Below are 15,127 nucleotides of genomic sequence, written 5' to 3' on the forward strand. Positions count from 1 at the left end.
GCGTCCTGCCGGCGCCGCACCACGCGCCGGGAACGGTTGGCCCGCGAGCTTCCGGATGCCGCCCGTGCCCCGTTTTCTCGACTCGTTCTCCGGACTCGACATGACGACTTCGTCTCCCGCTCCCACCACTTTGATGGCCAACGCGATCCGTGCGCTCGCGATGGACGCCGTCCAGCAAGCGAACTCCGGCCATCCCGGCATGCCGATGGGCATGGCCGAGATTGGCGTCGCGCTTTGGTCGCGCCACCTGAAACACAATCCGGCGAACCCGCACTGGGCCGACCGCGACCGCTTCGTGCTGTCGAACGGTCACGGCTCGATGCTGCTGTACGCGCTCCTGCACCTGACGGGCTACGCGCTGCCGATCGAGGAGCTCAAGAACTTCCGCCAGCTGCACTCGAAGACGCCGGGCCACCCGGAGTACGGGATCACGCCGGGCGTCGAGACGACGACGGGCCCGCTCGGCCAGGGTCTCGCGAACGCGGTCGGCATGGCGCTCGGCGAGGCGCTGATGGCGGCCGAATTCAACCGCGACGACGCGAAGATCGTCGATCACCACACGTACGTGTTCCTCGGCGACGGCTGCCTGATGGAAGGCATCTCGCACGAAGCCTGCTCGCTTGCGGGCACGCTGAAGCTGAACAAGCTGATCGCGCTGTACGACGACAACGGGATCTCGATCGACGGCGACGTCGTCAACTGGTTCCACGACGATACGCCGAAGCGCTTCGAGGCGTACGGCTGGAACGTGATTCCGGACGTGCACGGCCATGACGTCGACGCGGTCGACGCGGCGATCGCGAAGGCGAAGCAATCGGACAAGCCGACCCTCATCTGCTGCAAGACGCGCATCGGCAACGGCGCGGCGACGAAGGCGGGCGGCCACGACGTGCACGGCGCGCCGCTCGGCGCGGAGGAAATCGCGAAGACGCGCGAGGCGCTCGGCTGGAAGTGGGCGCCGTTCGTGATTCCGCAGGAAGTCTACGCGGCGTGGGACGCGAAGGAAGCGGGCAAGCGCAGCGAAGGCGACTGGAACGCGGCGTTCGCCCAATATCGCGCGAAGTACCCGCAGGAAGCGGCCGAATTCGAGCGCCGGATGGCGGGCAAGCTGCCCGCCGACTGGGCCGCGAAGGCCGCGGCGATCGTCGCCGGCGCGAACGAGCGCGCCGAGACGGTCGCGACGCGCAAGGCGTCGCAGCAGACGATCGAAGGGCTCGCCGCCGTGCTGCCCGAACTGCTCGGCGGCTCGGCCGACCTGACGGGCTCGAACCTCACGAACTGGAAGGCGTCGAAGGCTGTGCGCGCGAACCAGGACGGCCCGGGCGTGGCGTGGGGCAACCACATCAACTACGGCGTGCGCGAGTTCGGCATGAGCGCCGCGATCAACGGCCTCGTGCTGCACGGCGGCCACAAGCCGTTCGGCGGCACGTTCCTGACCTTCTCCGATTACAGCCGCAACGCGCTGCGCGTCGCCGCGCTGATGAAGGCGCCGTCGATCTTCGTGTTCACGCACGATTCGATCGGCCTCGGCGAAGACGGCCCGACGCACCAGTCGGTCGAGCACGTCGCGAGCCTGCGCCTGATCCCGAACCTCGACGTCTGGCGTCCGGCCGACACGGTCGAGACGGCCGTCGCGTGGACCCAGGCGGTGTCGCACCAGAATCCGTCGTGCCTGATCTTCAGCCGCCAGAACCTCGCGTTCAACGCGCGCACCGACGCGCAGATCGCGAACGTCGAGAAGGGCGGCTACGTGCTGCGCGACTGGGACGAAGAGATCGTCGCGCGCAAGATCATCCTGATCGCGACGGGCTCGGAAGTCGAGCTCGCGATGAAGGCGGTCGAGCCGCTCGCGCAGCAGGGGATCGCCGCGCGCGTCGTGTCGATGCCGGCGACGACCGTGTTCGACCGGCAGGACGCCGAATATCGTGAGCGCGTGCTGCCGCACGGCGTGCGCCGCGTCGCGATCGAGGCGGGCGTCACCGGATTCTGGCGCAAGTACGTGGGCCTCGAAGGCGGCGTGGTCGGCATCGACACGTTCGGCGAGTCGGCTCCGGCTGGCGTGTTGTTCAAGCATTTCGGCTTCACCATCGAGCGCGTGGTCGAAACGGCGAAGGCGGTGCTCGCGTAATCCATTCCACGCCCGGACGGCCGCGCCCCGCGCCGGCCGGGCGCGCGTGAAGCTGCACGAAGTATTTTTTCAGCCATCAGGAGATACATCATGACGATTCGCGTTGCAATCAACGGTTACGGCCGCATCGGCCGCAACACGCTGCGCGCTTTCTACGAAAACGGCAAGAAGCACGATCTCGAGATCGTTGCGATCAACGATCTGGGCGACGCGAAGACGAACGCGCACCTGACGCAGTACGACACTGCGCATGGCAAGTTTCCGGGCGAAGTGAAGGTCGACGGCGACTACCTCGTCGTCAACGGCGACAAGATCCGCGTGCTCGCGAACCGCAACCCGGCCGAGCTGCCGTGGGGCGAGCTGGGCGTCGACGTCGTGATGGAATGCACGGGCTTCTTCACGTCGAAGGAAAAGGCGAGCGCGCACCTGAAGGGCGGCGCGAAGAAGGTGATCATCTCGGCGCCGGGCGGCAAGGACGTCGACGCGACGATCGTCTACGGCGTGAACCACGACGTGCTGAAGGCCGAGCACACGGTGATCTCGAACGCATCGTGCACGACGAACTGCCTGGCTCCGCTCGTCAAGCCGCTGAACGACAAGATCGGCCTCGAAACCGGCCTGATGACGACGATCCACGCGTACACGAACGACCAGGTGCTGACGGACGTCTACCACGAAGACCTGCGCCGCGCGCGCTCGGCGACGCACAGCCAGATCCCGACGAAGACGGGTGCGGCGGCCGCGGTCGGCCTCGTGCTGCCGGAGCTGAACGGCAAGCTCGACGGCTACGCGATTCGCGTCCCGACCATCAACGTGTCGATCGTCGACCTGTCGTTCATCGCGAAGCGCGACACGACGGTCGAGGAAGTCAACGCGATCATGAAGGAAGCGTCGGAAGGCGCGCTGAAGGGCATCCTCGGCTACAACGATGCGCCGCTCGTGTCGATCGACTTCAACCACAACCCGGCTTCGTCGACGTTCGACGCGACGCTGACGAAGGTGTCGGGCCGTCTCGTCAAGGTGTCGAGCTGGTACGACAACGAGTGGGGCTTCTCGAACCGCATGCTGGACACGGCAATCGCACTCGCGAACGCGAAGTAAGCCCGCAGCGGGACGCTCGCTTCCGCGCGCCGCGGCGTGCCGGAAGCGACGGCTCGAACGAACCGCGCCGATGAGTTTTCATCGGCGCGGTTTTTTTTCGTCGATGCGTTGCTGTTCGACGGCGACGGATGCGGCGATCGTCGTCACGCTGTCTCCGATGCAGGCATCGCGTCCCGCGCGGGCATCGACAACCCGGCAACCCGACGATCTAATGGTCCGAAGCCCGAAGCCCGAAGCCCGAAGCCCGAAGCCCGAAGCCGGGCGCTCGACGTCCGGGCCCGACGCCGGATGCCCGACGCGCGCCCGTCAGCGCGCCGCGCGCCTCGCGCGCATGCCGTGCGCCACGCACCACAGCGCGACGAGCATGCTCGACAGCGCGCCGCCCGCGGTGCACACGCCGCGCCAGCCGTCGAAGCGGTACGCGGCGCTCGCGACGGCCGAGCCGAGCGCGCCGCCGATGAAGTAGCTCGTCAGATAGACGGTCGTGATGCGGCTGCGCGCGTCGGTGGCGAGCGCATAGATGACGCTCTGGTTCGAGATGTGCAGCCCTTGTACGCCGACGTCGAGCAGCAGGATGCCCGCGACGAGCGCGACGAGCGACTGCGCGCCCGCCGCGATGAACGCGAACGATGCGAGCACGGCGGCCGCGAAGAGGCCCGTCGCCGCATGGGCGTGGCCGCGGTCGACGAGCCGGCCCGCCGCGCCCGCCGCGAGCGCGCCCATCGCGCCGACGACGCCGAACAGACCGATCGCGCCTTCGCTGAAGCGATAGGGCGGCGCGCTCAAGAGGAACGTGAGGCCCGTCCACAGCAGGCTGAAGCACGCGAACACGAGTGCGCCGTACGCGGAGCGCAGCGCGAGCGTCGGCTCGCTGCGCACGAGCGTCGCGAGCGAGCCCATCAGCTTTCGATAATCGAGGCGCGCGGTGCGGCGGTCCTTCGGCAGTTTCGTCGCGAGCACACCGGCGAGCGCGAGCACGACCGCCGCCGCGATTGCGTAGACGGCGCGCCAGCCGAGCCAGTCGGCGATCGCGCCCGACACGACGCGCGCGAGCAGGATGCCGAGCAAGAGACCGCTCATCACGGTGCCGACCGCGCGGCCGCGCGATGCGTCGTCGGCGAGCGATGCGGCGAACGGCACGAGCAACTGCGTCGAGCACGTGACGAAGCCGACGCATACGTTCGCCGCGATGAAGAAGCCGTAGCTCGTGCTCGACGCGACCGCGACGAGCGCGACGACGTTCGCGCACAGCAGCCGCACGATCAGCGCGTGGCGATTGACGACGTCGCCGAGCGGCACGACGACGAGCAGGCTGCACGCATAGCCGAGCTGGGTCAGCGTGACGAGGTAGCCGAGCTCGGCCGGCTTGCGCCCGAAGCTCGATGCGATCGCCGCGAGGAGCGGCTGCGCGTAGTAGAGGTTGCCGATGACGATGCCGCAAGCGCACGCGAACAGCAGCGTCATCCCGCGCGTCAGCGCGGGCGGGGTGGCGGTGACGGTATTCATGGGGTGCGTAGCGAAGAAGGATGGAGTCGGGGGAGACGAACGAAACCGAAGCGAGCGGCGCGCGGCGGGCCGCGTGAGGCCGGCCCGCCGCAGCGCGCTGCACGTCGGAGCGGCGATCAGAACGGCTTCGTCGGCAGATACTTGCCGTCGAGCGTGATGACGGCGCGCGAGCCGCCTTCCGGATCGTCGACCTTCTTGATGTCGAGCTTGAAGTTGATCGCGCTGACGATGCCGTCGCCGAACTGCTCGTGGATCAGTGCCTTCAGCGTCGAGCCGTAAACCTGCACGATCTCGTAGAAACGGTAGATCGTCGGATCGGTCGGGATGCCGCCCGGGATGCTGCCGCGCACGGGGATCGTCTGCAGCAGGCGCACCGCGTCGTCGTCGAGGTCGAGCTTCGCGGCGACGACGCGCGCGGCGTCGGCGGGCAGCGGATGCTGGCCGAGCAGCGCGGCCGTCGTGAACGCGACGCTCAGGCCGGTGCCTTCGTTGATCTGCTCGAACGTGAGGTTCTTGCGCGTCTTCGCGTCGACGATGCGGTCGGTGAGCGCCTGGCGCGCGGACTGGCTGTGTTGCGATTGGGTCATATGGACTCCTTGCGGTGAGTGATCGGTAAGGGAACGGAGATTGCCGCCGCGGGACGCGACACGCGCTGCGCGACCTGCGTCACGCGTCATGTGTCACGCGTCACGCGTCACGCGGCGCGATCGAGCCGCGGCGGCGTCGCGCGCACGTCCGGATGGTCGGCGAGCGAGACGAAGCGGCCCGTCGCGCCGTCGAGCGCGTCGATCGAGCCGGTTTCGATGTCGTACACCCAGCCGTGCAGCGCGAGGCGCCCTTGCTCGATCGCGAGCCGCACGGAAGGGTGCGTGTTGAGGTTCGCGAGCTGCGCGACGACGTTTTCGCGCACCATCGAATCGACGCGCGCCTGCTCGCCTGCATGCTCGCGCGCTTCGTTCACGCATTTCGCGGCGTCCGCGTAGCGCAGCCAGCCGCGCACGGCGGGCAGATGGTCGAGGCACGCGCACGACGCGATCGCGGTCATCGCGCCGCAGTCCGAGTGCCCGCACACGACGACGTCCGCGACTTCGAGCACGGCGACCGCGTATTCGACGGACGCCGACACGCCGCCCGGCTCGGGGCCGAACGACGGCACGATGTTGCCCGCGTTGCGGATCACGAACAGGTCGCCCGGCTCGCGCTGCGTGACGAGCTCGGGCACGAGGCGGCTGTCCGAGCACGAGATGAAGAGCGCGCGCGGCCGCTGGCTCGCGGCGAGGCGCTTGAACAATGCGGAGCGCTGAGGAAACGCGTCGCGCTGGAACTTCAGAAATCCTTCGATGATGTCCTGCATCGTGTGCTCCTTGGTCGATGGCGAGAGCCGATGACCGAAGGATGAGGCAAACGATCCATAGCGTCCAAGACCGGTTTATTATTGTTCGCATAGGTATAACCAATACATGGGACGCGATGCTGCTTCGACATCTCCGCTATTTCCTCGCCGTCGCCGAGCGGGGGAATTTCACGCGCGCGGCCGAGTCGCTGCACGTGTCGCAGCCGACGCTGTCGCAGCAGATCCGGCAGCTCGAGGACGCGCTCGGCGTGCAACTGTTCGACCGCTCGGCGCGCACGGTACGGCTGACCGAGTTCGGCGCCGCGTATGCGCGGCACGCGCGGGCCGCGCTGCAGCAGCTGGAGGCCGGGCGGCGCGCGGTGCACGACGTCGAGAATCTGCAGAGCGGTTCGCTGCGGCTCGCGATGACGCCGACCTTCTCCGCATACCTGATCGGCTGGCTGATCGACGGCTTCAACGCGCGCTATCCGAACCTGAAGCTGACGATCCGCGAGATGCCGCAGGAGCAGATCGAGCCGCTGCTCGCCGACGACGAGCTCGACGTCGGGATCGCGTTCGACCCGACGCAGTCGCCGGAAATCGAAGCGACGCCGCTGTGGATCGAGACGCTCGCGCTCGTCGTCGGCCGCGCGCACCGCTATGCGCGGCGCCGCAAGCCGCTTTCGCCCGACGAGGCCGGCGACGAGCCGCTGATTCTGCTGAGCCGCGCGTTCGCGACGCGCAGCAAGGTCGATCAGTATTTCCATCGCAACGGCGTGACGCCGCGCGTCGCGATCGAGGTGAACTCGATCAGCGCGATGCTCGAGATGGTGCGCGGCGGCCGGATCGCGACGGTGCTGCCGTCGGCGATCGCCGCGCGTCGAGACGACTTGTGCGCGATCCGGCTCGAGCCGCCGCTGCCGCGGCGCACCGCCGCGCTGCTGACGCGCAAGGGCGGTTATCGAAGCGCGGCGATGCGCGCGTTCATCGACTATGCGCTGGCGAGGCGGCGTGAAGTCGGCAAGGGCGGCGGCGCGTCAGGGGGCGACGAGGCATCGGCGGACGACGAGTAGGCGCGAAGCGCACCGAGCCTCGTGCGCGACGTCTCCATGCGGCGCGTTCAATCGGCGAAGCGGTATCGAAGGACGAAGCGGCTTCGATGCGCGATTCGCGCCGAAAACATGGGGAATCCGAAGCATCGCGCGACGCGCGCATCGTCGTTGCGGATCGCCGGCCGCCGAACCATAGAAGACGATGCGCGAAGCCGAGCGATCCGTGGAGCGCGACGCAGCGGAAAAAGCGAACGCGTTGAATGCGCCGCACGTTCCGACGACGCGTGGCGAACGGACTGCCGGCGCGCCGCCCGCCGCGCGTCAGCCCTTCGGCGTAGGAAAGAACACGCCCGCGCGCTGCGCGGCGTTCGAGATGTGCGCTTCGATCGCCGCGCCCGCGGCGGCGGGGTTCTTCGCGATCAGCGCGTCGAGAATCGCGCGATGCTCGTGATACGTCGACAGCACGAGCTCGCGCCGATAGAACGGCATCCGCTGGCTTTCCTTCATGATGTCCGCGCTGCCGCGCAGGATCGACTCGATCGCCGCGTTGCCGGCAAGATTGACGATCCGCATGTGAAAGTCGAAGTCGAGCTGCGACGCGTAGTCGAGCTCGTCGTTCGCGAGCGCTTCCTGCAGCGCGGCGACGTTCTCCTCGAACCACGCGAGATCCTGCTCGCTGACGGCGAGCGCGGCCATCCGCGCGGCGAAGCCTTCGAGCGCGAAGCGCATCTGATAGGTGTCGGGCAGCGACGATTGCTCGGCGAAGCGCCAGGCATGCGCGGCGTTCGCCTGCGCGCTCTCGACGTACACGCCCTTGCCCGGACGGATGCGCAGCATCCCGAGCGCTTCGAGCGTCGACAGCGCCTCGCGCAGCGACGCACGGCTGATCTCCAGTTCGTCAGACAATTGACGTTGCGCGGGCAACAGGCTGCCGACGGGATAGAAGCCGCCCTCGATCCGGTCGCGAATCGTGGCGATGGCGGCGTCGGTGACGGTGTGCGGAACGTTCTTCATGCGATTGATCGATTGCGCGGTCTGACCGGCATTGTAAACCGCCCCCCGGCGCGCGCGCTCCTGTTTCGGGAAAGCGATGACCCGGCGTGCGCCGCGGTATCGAAATCGCCGTCGAATAGCACGGGTAATCCCTATTTCTGACGTTCTTGACTCGACTATATCGGCTTCCTACTATCGTCCATAACAGTACTGGTCGGACCAGTATGAACAGAGGAATCCGCAACCGTTGTGACGGGAGAACGCCGTGTCGAAGTTTCTCAATTCGCTGTTTGGTCGAGTGGTCATCGCGCTTTTGATCGGCGTGGCGCTCGGCGCCTTTTTCCCGCACTTCGCGCAGTCGCTGCGACCGCTGGGTGACGGGTTCCTGAAGCTGATCAAGATGGTGATCGGGCCGATCGTGTTCTGCGTCGTGGTGAGCGGAATGGCGAACGCAGGCGATCTGAAGAAGGTCGGCCGTGTCGGCCTGAAGGCCATCGTCTACTTCGAAGCGATGACGACGCTCGCGCTCGGCATCGGCCTCGTGCTCGCGTATCTGACGAAGCCGGGCGTCGGGATGAACGTCGATCTGCACACGCTCGATCCCGCGTCGCTCGCCGATTACGCGAAGAACGCGCAGAGCCTGAAGGACACGGCGGGCTATCTGCTGAAGATCATCCCCGAGACCGCGTTCGACGCGTTCGCGAAGGGCGACATCCTGCAGATCCTCGTGTTCTCGGTGCTGTTCGGCTCCGCGCTGTCGCTCCTCGGCGACAAGGCGAAGCGCGTGAACACGCTGATCGACGAATTCGCGCATGTGTTCTTCCGCGTGATGGGCTTTATCATCAAGCTCGCGCCGCTCGGCGTGCTCGGCGCGATCGCGTTCACGACCGGCAAGTACGGCGTCGCGTCGCTCAAGCAGCTCGGACTCCTCGTGATCGTGTTCTACGTGAGCTGCGCCGCGTTCGTCGCGATCGTGCTCGGCGTGGTGATGAAGCTCGCGGGCTTCTCGGTGTTCAAGCTGATCCGCTATCTGCGCGAAGAGCTGCTGATCGTGCTCGGCACCGCGTCGTCGGACGCCGTGCTGCCGCAGGTGATGCGCAAGCTCGAATGGCTCGGCGTGAAGGATTCGACGGTCGGCCTCGTGATCCCGACCGGCTACTCGTTCAACCTCGACGGCTTCTCGATCTACCTGACGCTCGCCGTGCTCTTCATCGCGCAGGCGACCAACACGCCGCTGTCGATGCACGACCTGATCGTCGTGCTGCTCGTGTCGCTCATCACGTCGAAGGGCGCCCACGGGATTCCCGGCTCGGCGATCGTGATTCTCGCCGCGACGCTGTCGGCGATCCCCGCGCTGCCCGTGCTCGGCCTCGTGCTGATCCTGCCCGTCGACTGGTTCGTCGGCATCGCCCGCGCGCTCACGAACCTGCTCGGCAACTGCGTCGCGACGATCGTCGTCGCCGTGTGGGAGAACGACATCGACAAGGCACGCGCGAAGCGCGTGCTGAACGAGGAACTGCGCTACGTGCCGGCGGGCGAGGAAGGCTCGAACGGCGCGATCGCGGATGGCGGCGCGCACGCGCTCTGACGCCGCGCCGCCCGGCATCGCGCGCCGGCGCGGCGGTTCGCGCCGGCGCTTCGTGTTTCAGGTTTTCCGGTTTTCAGCTTTTCGGATGCACATTCAACAATAGGAGACGACATGGCCGCCCCGATTCTCGATCCGAACGCGCCCGCGTTCACGCGCCGCTACATGAATCTCGCCGATCCGCGCCTGGGTGCGAAGGCGCTCTTCGCGAGCGACGAATTCTTCGCGCCGAAGGAGCGGATGCTCGATCCGGAGCCCGCCGTGTTCATTCCCGGCAAGTACGACGACCACGGCAAGTGGATGGACGGCTGGGAGACGCGCAGAAAGCGCACGACGGGCCACGACTTCTGCGTGGTGAGGCTCGCGCGGCCGGGCGTCGTGCACGGCGTCGACCTCGACACGAGCCACTTCACCGGCAATTTCCCGCCCGCGGCGTCGATCGACGCGTGCGTGTCGGACGCGGACACGCCGCCCGACGATGCCGACTGGCAGGTGCTCGTGCCCGCGATGACGCTGTCGGGCAACCAGCATCACTACGTCGAGGTGAGCAATCCGCAGGCCTATACGCATCTGCGCGTGAACCTGTATCCGGACGGCGGGCTCGCGCGGCTGCGCGTGTACGGCCAGCCGCAGCGCGACTGGAGCCGCGCTGCGAGCGGCGAGCTCGTCGACCTCGCCGCGATCGAGAACGGCGCGTACCTCGTCGCCGCGAACAACGAGCACTTCGGGCCGGCGTCGCGGATGCTGATGCCCGGGCGCGGCGTGAACATGGGCGACGGCTGGGAGACCCGCCGCCGCCGCGAGCCCGGCAACGACTGGGCGATCGTCGCGCTCGCGCGGCCGGGCGTGATTCGCAGGGTCGAAGTCGATACCGCGCACTTCAAGGGCAATTTTCCGGATCGCTGCTCGCTGCAGGCGGCGCGCGTCGCGGGCGGCACCGACGCGTCGCTCGTCACGCAGGCGATGTTCTGGCCCACGCTGCTCGGCGAGCGCCAGCTCAAGATGGACAGCGTGCACACGTTCGAGGCGGAACTCGCCGCGCTCGGCCCCGTCACGCATGTGCGCTTGAACATCCATCCGGACGGCGGCGTGTCGCGGCTGCGTCTCTGGGGCGAGCTCGCGTAACGGGAGGAAGCGCATGGAGACGCTGCATACCTTGCGCCTCGAGCGCCTGACGCGCGAAGCGTTTGCGCCGTTCGGCGACGTGATCGAGCTGGCCGGCGCGCGCCGCATCCTGATCAACGGCGGGACGACCGAGCGCTTTCACGATCTCGCGTCGATCGACGTCGCCGAAGCGGGCGGGCGGCCGCTCGTCAGCCTGTTTCGCGCGCAGCCGCGCGCGTGGCCGATCGAGATCGACATGATGGAGCGCCATCCGCTCGGCAGCCAGGCGTTCGTGCCGCTCGCGGCGGTCGCGCGCTACGCGATCGTCGTCGCGCCGGCCGGCGAATTCGATCCGACCCGGATGCGCGCGTTTCTTGCGCAGGGCTGGCAAGGCGTCAATTACGCGAAGGGCGTCTGGCACCATCCGCTCCTCGCGCTCGACGCGGTCAGCGACTTCGTCGTGGTCGACCGCGGCGGCGCGCAGCCGAACTGCGACGAGATCGCGCTCGAAGCGCGCTGGCGGCTCGTCGCGGACGACGCGCGCGCGAACGCCGCCTGACGCGCACGCTGCGTGCGACGCAAAAAGGCCCGGTCAGGCTTGCGCCGGCCGGGCCTTTCGCATGCGCGGCGGGCGTGCCGCGCCGCAGGCGTTCGGGTTGCGCTCAGTGCTTGCGATACGGGCAGTTTTCCGTCGTGCACGAGCCGTACATCGCGAGCGAATGCTCCTGCAGCTTGAAGCCGCGTTCCTTGGCGATCGATTGTTGACGGGTTTCGATCTCGGCGTCGAAGAACTCTTCGACGCGGCCGCAGTCGAGGCACACGAGGTGGTCGTGGTGCGAGCCTTCGTTCAGCTCGAACACGGCCTTGCCGGATTCGAAGTTGCTGCGCGACAGCAGGCCTGCCTGCTCGAACTGGGTGAGCACGCGGTAGACGGTCGCGAGACCGATGTCGAGCTCCTCGTGCAGCAGGTTGCGATAGACGTCTTCAGCCGTCAGGTGGCGCACCGGGCTCTGCTGGAAAATTTCGAGAATCTTGAGGCGCGGTAGGGTGGCCTTGAGCCCGATGTTTTTGAGATCGGTGGGATTGGTCATGGCTAGGCGTCCCTAGAGTACAATGCAGGGCTTCAATAGTACCGGCTTTTCGCCTTTTCAGTCATCTGTGACATTCTCGCGCGGCCTCGGACAAGGGCCAGCACGGTGAGGGAAATGATTCCAAGATCTCTTTTGCAACTTCAGAGGAGCCGCATGCGGAGCACCGTCATCGCAGCTGTCGCCGTGGTCGGACTGGCCGCCTGTTCGTCGTACGACAGCGTGACTCAGCGGATCGCTCAAAGCATCACGCCATATCGGATCACCGTCGTCCAGGGCAACTTCGTGTCGCAGGAAAAGGCCTCGCAGCTCCAGGCCGGCATGTCGCGGGACCAGGTGCGCGCGCTCCTCGGCACGCCGCTCCTGACCGACATGTTCCATGCGGATCGCTGGGATTACATCTTCTACTTCAAGCGCGGCTCGACGTCGGTCGTCCAGCAGCGCGATCTCGTGCTGAACTTCTCGGGCGATCGCCTCGCGAGCTGGTCGGGCGCCGACAACCTGCCGTCCGAGCTCGATCTGCTCGCCGACATCGACGGCGATCGCCGCGGCAACAAGGCGAAAAAGGCGGCAGCGGCCGTGGCCGCGAGCGCCGCCGCCGCGTCGGAAGTCGCCGCGGCGGCTCCGGTTCCCGAGGCCGAGCAGGCGGCGGACCAGAGCGACGCGAACGCGCAGGCGGCGCGCGCGGCGAACCGCGCGACCGCGCAGGTGCAGGGCCAGGGCGGCGCGGCGGGCCGCTTCTCGCCGTCCGCGCAGGCGGCGCCGAACGCGCCGACCCCGGGCGGCCTGCCGCCCGGCGCGGCTCCCGCGATCCAGCCGCAGTTCCAGTTCCATCGTCCGCCTCCGCCGCCGACGCCCGGCGGCGCGAGCCAGCCGGTCGGCCCGCAGGGCGCCGACAGCCTGCCGAACCAGCCGCTCACGGCGCCGGCGCCCGCATCCGGCGCGCAGGGAACGGGCGGTTGATCCGCCAGTCCGAATCAAACCGGGGCGGCATGCGCCGCCCGTCTTTCATTCGTAGCAGGTAGCGCATGTCGTCCATGAAGATTGCGATTGCTGGTGCGTCGGGCCGGATGGGCCGGATGCTGATCGAAGCGGTGCTCGCCGCGCCCGACGCGACGCTCGTCGGCGCGCTCGACCGCGCGGACTCGCCGCAGCTCGGCCAGGACGCGGGCGCATTCCTCGGCAAGCAAACCGGAATCGCGCTCACCGACGATCTCGAGCGCGTGTGCGCCGAGGCCGACTACCTGATCGACTTCACCCGACCCGAAGGCACGCTCGTCCACCTGGACGCCGCGCTGCGCCACGACGTGAAGCTCGTGATCGGCACGACGGGCTTCAGCGAGCCGCAGAAGGAGAGTCTGCGCGCGGCGGGCGAGAAGATCGCGCTCGTGTTCTCGGCGAACATGAGCGTCGGCGTGAACGTCACGATGAAGCTGCTCGAATTCGCGGCGAAGCAGTTCGCACAGGGCTACGACATCGAGATCGTCGAGGCGCACCATCGGCACAAGGTCGACGCGCCGTCCGGCACCGCGCTGATGATGGGCGAGACGATCGCGGCCGCGCTCGGCCGCTCGCTCGACGATTGCGCGGTCTACGGCCGCCACGGCGTGACGGGCGAGCGCGATCCGTCGACGATCGGTTTCTCGGCGATCCGCGGCGGCGACATCGTCGGCGATCACACGGTGCTCTTCGCCGGCATTGGCGAGCGCATCGAGATCACGCACAAGTCGGCGAGCCGCGTGTCGTATGCGCAGGGCTCGCTGCGCGCGGCGCGCTTCCTCGCCGGCCACGCGACCGGCTTCTTCGACATGCAGGACGTGCTCGGCCTGCGCTGAGCGTCACCCCGCGGGCACCGATGGCGATCCCGACCGGCATCCTCCATTACCTCGAGAGCGGCGACGCGGTCACGCACGCGGTCGCGTACGTGCTGCTCGCGATGTCGGTCGCGAGCTGGTGCTTCCTGCTCGTGAAGGCGTGGGTGCTCGTGCGCGCGAAGCGCCAGGGGCCCGCCGCGCTCGCCGCGTTCTGGCGGGCGGCGACGCTCGACGACGGGATCGCCGCACTGCGCGCGACCGACAAGGAGCGCGTGTTCGCGCCGCTCGCGGAGGCCGCGCGCGACGCCGACGCCGCGTCGCGCACCGAGCCGCGGGCGCTCGCCGCCCGCGTCGAGCGCGGCGAGCGGGTGCTGCGCGCGCTGCGCCACGCGCTGCGCACGTCGCAGCGGCGGCTCGAGTTCGGCCAGGTGCTGCTCGCGTCGATCGGCAGCACCGCGCCGTTCGTCGGCCTGCTCGGCACCGTCTGGGGGATCTATCACGCGCTCGGCAGCATCGCGGCGAGCGGGCAGGCGCAGATCGAGAACGTCGCCGGCCCGGTCGGCGAGGCGCTCATCATGACCGCGTTCGGCCTCGTCGTCGCGATTCCGGCGGTGCTCGCGTACAACATTCTCGGGCGGCTCGTGCGCCAACTCGTCGAGGAGCTCGACGGCTTCGCGCGCGATCTGCACGTGTTCGTCTGCGGCGAGCCGGCCGCCACCCCGGCCGCCACCGCTTAGGCGGCGTTTCGATCCCGATCCAGCGAGGAGGCGGCATGGCGTTCGGCGGACTCGATCACCAGCACACATCGCAGCCGATGGCGGACATCAACATGACGCCGCTCATCGACGTGATGCTCGTCCTGCTCGTCATTTTCATCATCACGGCGCCGCTCCTCACGCACGCGATCCGGCTCGATTTGCCGAAGGTCGCGGCGGCGCCCGCGCGCGAGACGCCCGAGACGATCACGGTGTCGATCGACGCGGCGGGCAAGCTGTACTGGAACGACGCGCCCGTCGCGTTCGACACGCTCGCCGCGCGGCTGCGCGACGCGGCGGCGGGCGGCAAGGATCCGGAGCTGCATCTGCGCGCCGCGCGCGCCGCCCGCTACGACTCGATCGCGCAGGTGATGGGCGCGGCGCAGCAGGCGGGCATCGCGCGGATCGGCTTCGTCACCGACGCGTCCGCGAAGCCGCCCGCGCGGCCGTCGCCGCAGTCGTCGCCGCAGCCGCAATCGCCGCTCGCGCCGTCCGCGCCGCGCTGATCGCCGTCCCCAGCCGCGCGGACGGCCTTGCCGGCCGGCGCGGACGGTATAATCGACGTTTTCCCCGCGCCGCCCCCGGCCGCCGGGGAAGCGCGACTTTCGATCCACTCGAGCGCGCGCGCTCGGCGCCTCGCGTCGCGCGCCGCTCAACGCCCAGCCCGA

15 protein-coding genes are annotated in these 15,127 nt (G+C 68.4%); 10 read left to right on the forward strand and 5 right to left on the reverse strand.

Features of this window, described 5'->3' with window-relative positions:
- Nucleotides 1–55 precede the first annotated feature (55 nt).
- Together tkt and gap are read left to right on the forward strand one after the other, a co-directional pair.
- On the forward strand, nt 56–2,128 hold the full coding sequence (gene tkt / locus BG90_RS10510) for a transketolase (protein ID WP_010117095.1): 2,073 nt from the start codon (nt 56–58) through the stop codon (nt 2,126–2,128).
- A 90-nt stretch (nt 2,129–2,218) separates the two neighbouring features.
- Nucleotides 2,219–3,229, forward strand: a complete 1,011-nt coding sequence (gene gap / locus BG90_RS10515; RefSeq protein WP_010106455.1) for a type I glyceraldehyde-3-phosphate dehydrogenase — start codon at nt 2,219–2,221, stop codon at nt 3,227–3,229.
- A gap of 306 nt (nt 3,230–3,535) precedes the next feature.
- Here the strand turns inward: gap and BG90_RS10520 are convergent, their stop codons facing one another.
- The 3 genes from BG90_RS10520 to BG90_RS10530 all read right to left on the reverse strand — a co-directional run bounded on the left by BG90_RS10520 (nt 3,536) and on the right by BG90_RS10530 (nt 6,089).
- Complete coding sequence (locus tag BG90_RS10520) at nt 3,536–4,735, reverse strand: MFS transporter (protein ID WP_010106453.1); 1,200 nt, start codon at nt 4,733–4,735, stop codon at nt 3,536–3,538.
- Between the two features lie 116 nt (nt 4,736–4,851).
- Nucleotides 4,852–5,322 (reverse strand): cyanase, encoded by a 471-nt coding sequence (cynS, locus tag BG90_RS10525; RefSeq protein WP_010106451.1) that lies wholly within the window; start codon nt 5,320–5,322, stop codon nt 4,852–4,854.
- 107 nt (nt 5,323–5,429) lie between these two features.
- On the reverse strand, nt 5,430–6,089 hold the full coding sequence (locus tag BG90_RS10530; protein WP_010106449.1) for a carbonic anhydrase: 660 nt from the start codon (nt 6,087–6,089) through the stop codon (nt 5,430–5,432).
- A gap of 116 nt (nt 6,090–6,205) precedes the next feature.
- Between BG90_RS10530 and cynR the strand changes: the two genes are divergently transcribed.
- Nucleotides 6,206–7,141 carry a transcriptional regulator CynR gene (cynR, locus tag BG90_RS10535; protein ID WP_010106447.1) on the forward strand — a complete coding sequence of 312 codons (936 nt, stop codon included), beginning with the start codon at nt 6,206–6,208 and terminating at the stop codon, nt 7,139–7,141.
- 300 nt (nt 7,142–7,441) lie between these two features.
- On the opposite strand, the gene BG90_RS10545 is transcribed toward cynR, so the two are convergent.
- The gene (locus BG90_RS10545; protein ID WP_010106442.1) at nt 7,442–8,134 is read right to left on the reverse strand and encodes a FadR/GntR family transcriptional regulator; all 693 of its coding nucleotides are present in this window, start codon (nt 8,132–8,134) and stop codon (nt 7,442–7,444) included.
- A 244-nt stretch (nt 8,135–8,378) separates the two neighbouring features.
- On the opposite strand from BG90_RS10545, the gene BG90_RS10550 reads away from it, so the two are divergent.
- From BG90_RS10550 to BG90_RS10560, 3 genes are all read left to right on the forward strand, one after another.
- Entirely contained in the window at nt 8,379–9,701 is a 1,323-nt protein-coding gene (locus BG90_RS10550; RefSeq protein ID WP_010117094.1) for a C4-dicarboxylate transporter DctA, read from the forward strand.
- 111 nt (nt 9,702–9,812) lie between these two features.
- Nucleotides 9,813–10,823, forward strand: coding sequence for an allantoicase (alc, locus tag BG90_RS10555; protein ID WP_010106439.1), 1,011 nt, complete (start codon nt 9,813–9,815; stop codon nt 10,821–10,823).
- Nucleotides 10,824–10,836: 13 nt separating this feature from the next.
- Nucleotides 10,837–11,361 (forward strand): ureidoglycolate lyase, encoded by a 525-nt coding sequence (locus tag BG90_RS10560; RefSeq protein ID WP_010106438.1) that lies wholly within the window; start codon nt 10,837–10,839, stop codon nt 11,359–11,361.
- Nucleotides 11,362–11,464: 103 nt separating this feature from the next.
- Here BG90_RS10560 and fur read toward each other — a convergent pair whose 3' ends face one another.
- Entirely contained in the window at nt 11,465–11,893 is a 429-nt protein-coding gene (fur, locus tag BG90_RS10565; protein ID WP_010106437.1) for a ferric iron uptake transcriptional regulator, read from the reverse strand.
- 153 nt (nt 11,894–12,046) lie between these two features.
- Here fur and BG90_RS10570 point away from each other — a divergent pair, with 153 nt between their 5' ends.
- The 4 genes from BG90_RS10570 to BG90_RS10585 all read left to right on the forward strand — a co-directional run bounded on the left by BG90_RS10570 (nt 12,047) and on the right by BG90_RS10585 (nt 14,965).
- Entirely contained in the window at nt 12,047–12,853 is an 807-nt protein-coding gene (locus tag BG90_RS10570; protein ID WP_038802760.1) for an outer membrane protein assembly factor BamE, read from the forward strand.
- 74 nt (nt 12,854–12,927) lie between these two features.
- On the forward strand, nt 12,928–13,725 hold the full coding sequence (dapB, locus tag BG90_RS10575) for a 4-hydroxy-tetrahydrodipicolinate reductase (RefSeq protein WP_010106431.1): 798 nt from the start codon (nt 12,928–12,930) through the stop codon (nt 13,723–13,725).
- Nucleotides 13,726–13,745: 20 nt separating this feature from the next.
- Entirely contained in the window at nt 13,746–14,441 is a 696-nt protein-coding gene (locus BG90_RS10580; protein WP_045568131.1) for a MotA/TolQ/ExbB proton channel family protein, read from the forward strand.
- A 35-nt stretch (nt 14,442–14,476) separates the two neighbouring features.
- A complete protein-coding gene (locus BG90_RS10585) occupies nt 14,477–14,965 on the forward strand; it encodes an ExbD/TolR family protein (RefSeq protein WP_010117088.1) in 489 nt (162 codons plus the stop codon).
- Nucleotides 14,966–15,127 lie beyond the last annotated feature (162 nt).

The sequence above is a fragment of the Burkholderia oklahomensis C6786 genome, from assembly GCF_000959365.1.
Classification (GTDB): domain Bacteria; phylum Pseudomonadota; class Gammaproteobacteria; order Burkholderiales; family Burkholderiaceae; genus Burkholderia; species Burkholderia oklahomensis.

Excerpts from the sequence above, each read along its gene's own strand:
- BG90_RS10545 (WP_010106442.1), bottom strand. The coding sequence starts at position 8,134 with ATGAAGAACGTTCCGCACACCGTCACCGACGCCGCCATCGCCACGATT.
- tkt (WP_010117095.1), top strand. The coding sequence starts at position 56 with ATGCCGCCCGTGCCCCGTTTTCTCGACTCGTTCTCCGGACTCGACATG.
- dapB (WP_010106431.1), top strand. The coding sequence starts at position 12,928 with ATGAAGATTGCGATTGCTGGTGCGTCGGGCCGGATGGGCCGGATGCTG.
- cynR (WP_010106447.1), top strand. The coding sequence starts at position 6,206 with ATGCTGCTTCGACATCTCCGCTATTTCCTCGCCGTCGCCGAGCGGGGG.
- gap (WP_010106455.1), top strand. The coding sequence starts at position 2,219 with ATGACGATTCGCGTTGCAATCAACGGTTACGGCCGCATCGGCCGCAAC.
- BG90_RS10560 (WP_010106438.1), top strand. The coding sequence starts at position 10,837 with ATGGAGACGCTGCATACCTTGCGCCTCGAGCGCCTGACGCGCGAAGCG.
- BG90_RS10530 (WP_010106449.1), bottom strand. The coding sequence starts at position 6,089 with ATGCAGGACATCATCGAAGGATTTCTGAAGTTCCAGCGCGACGCGTTT.
- BG90_RS10570 (WP_038802760.1), top strand. The coding sequence starts at position 12,047 with ATGCGGAGCACCGTCATCGCAGCTGTCGCCGTGGTCGGACTGGCCGCC.
- BG90_RS10520 (WP_010106453.1), bottom strand. The coding sequence starts at position 4,735 with ATGAATACCGTCACCGCCACCCCGCCCGCGCTGACGCGCGGGATGACG.
- BG90_RS10580 (WP_045568131.1), top strand. The coding sequence starts at position 13,746 with ATGGCGATCCCGACCGGCATCCTCCATTACCTCGAGAGCGGCGACGCG.
- BG90_RS10585 (WP_010117088.1), top strand. The coding sequence starts at position 14,477 with ATGGCGTTCGGCGGACTCGATCACCAGCACACATCGCAGCCGATGGCG.
- cynS (WP_010106451.1), bottom strand. The coding sequence starts at position 5,322 with ATGACCCAATCGCAACACAGCCAGTCCGCGCGCCAGGCGCTCACCGAC.
- alc (WP_010106439.1), top strand. The coding sequence starts at position 9,813 with ATGGCCGCCCCGATTCTCGATCCGAACGCGCCCGCGTTCACGCGCCGC.
- fur (WP_010106437.1), bottom strand. The coding sequence starts at position 11,893 with ATGACCAATCCCACCGATCTCAAAAACATCGGGCTCAAGGCCACCCTA.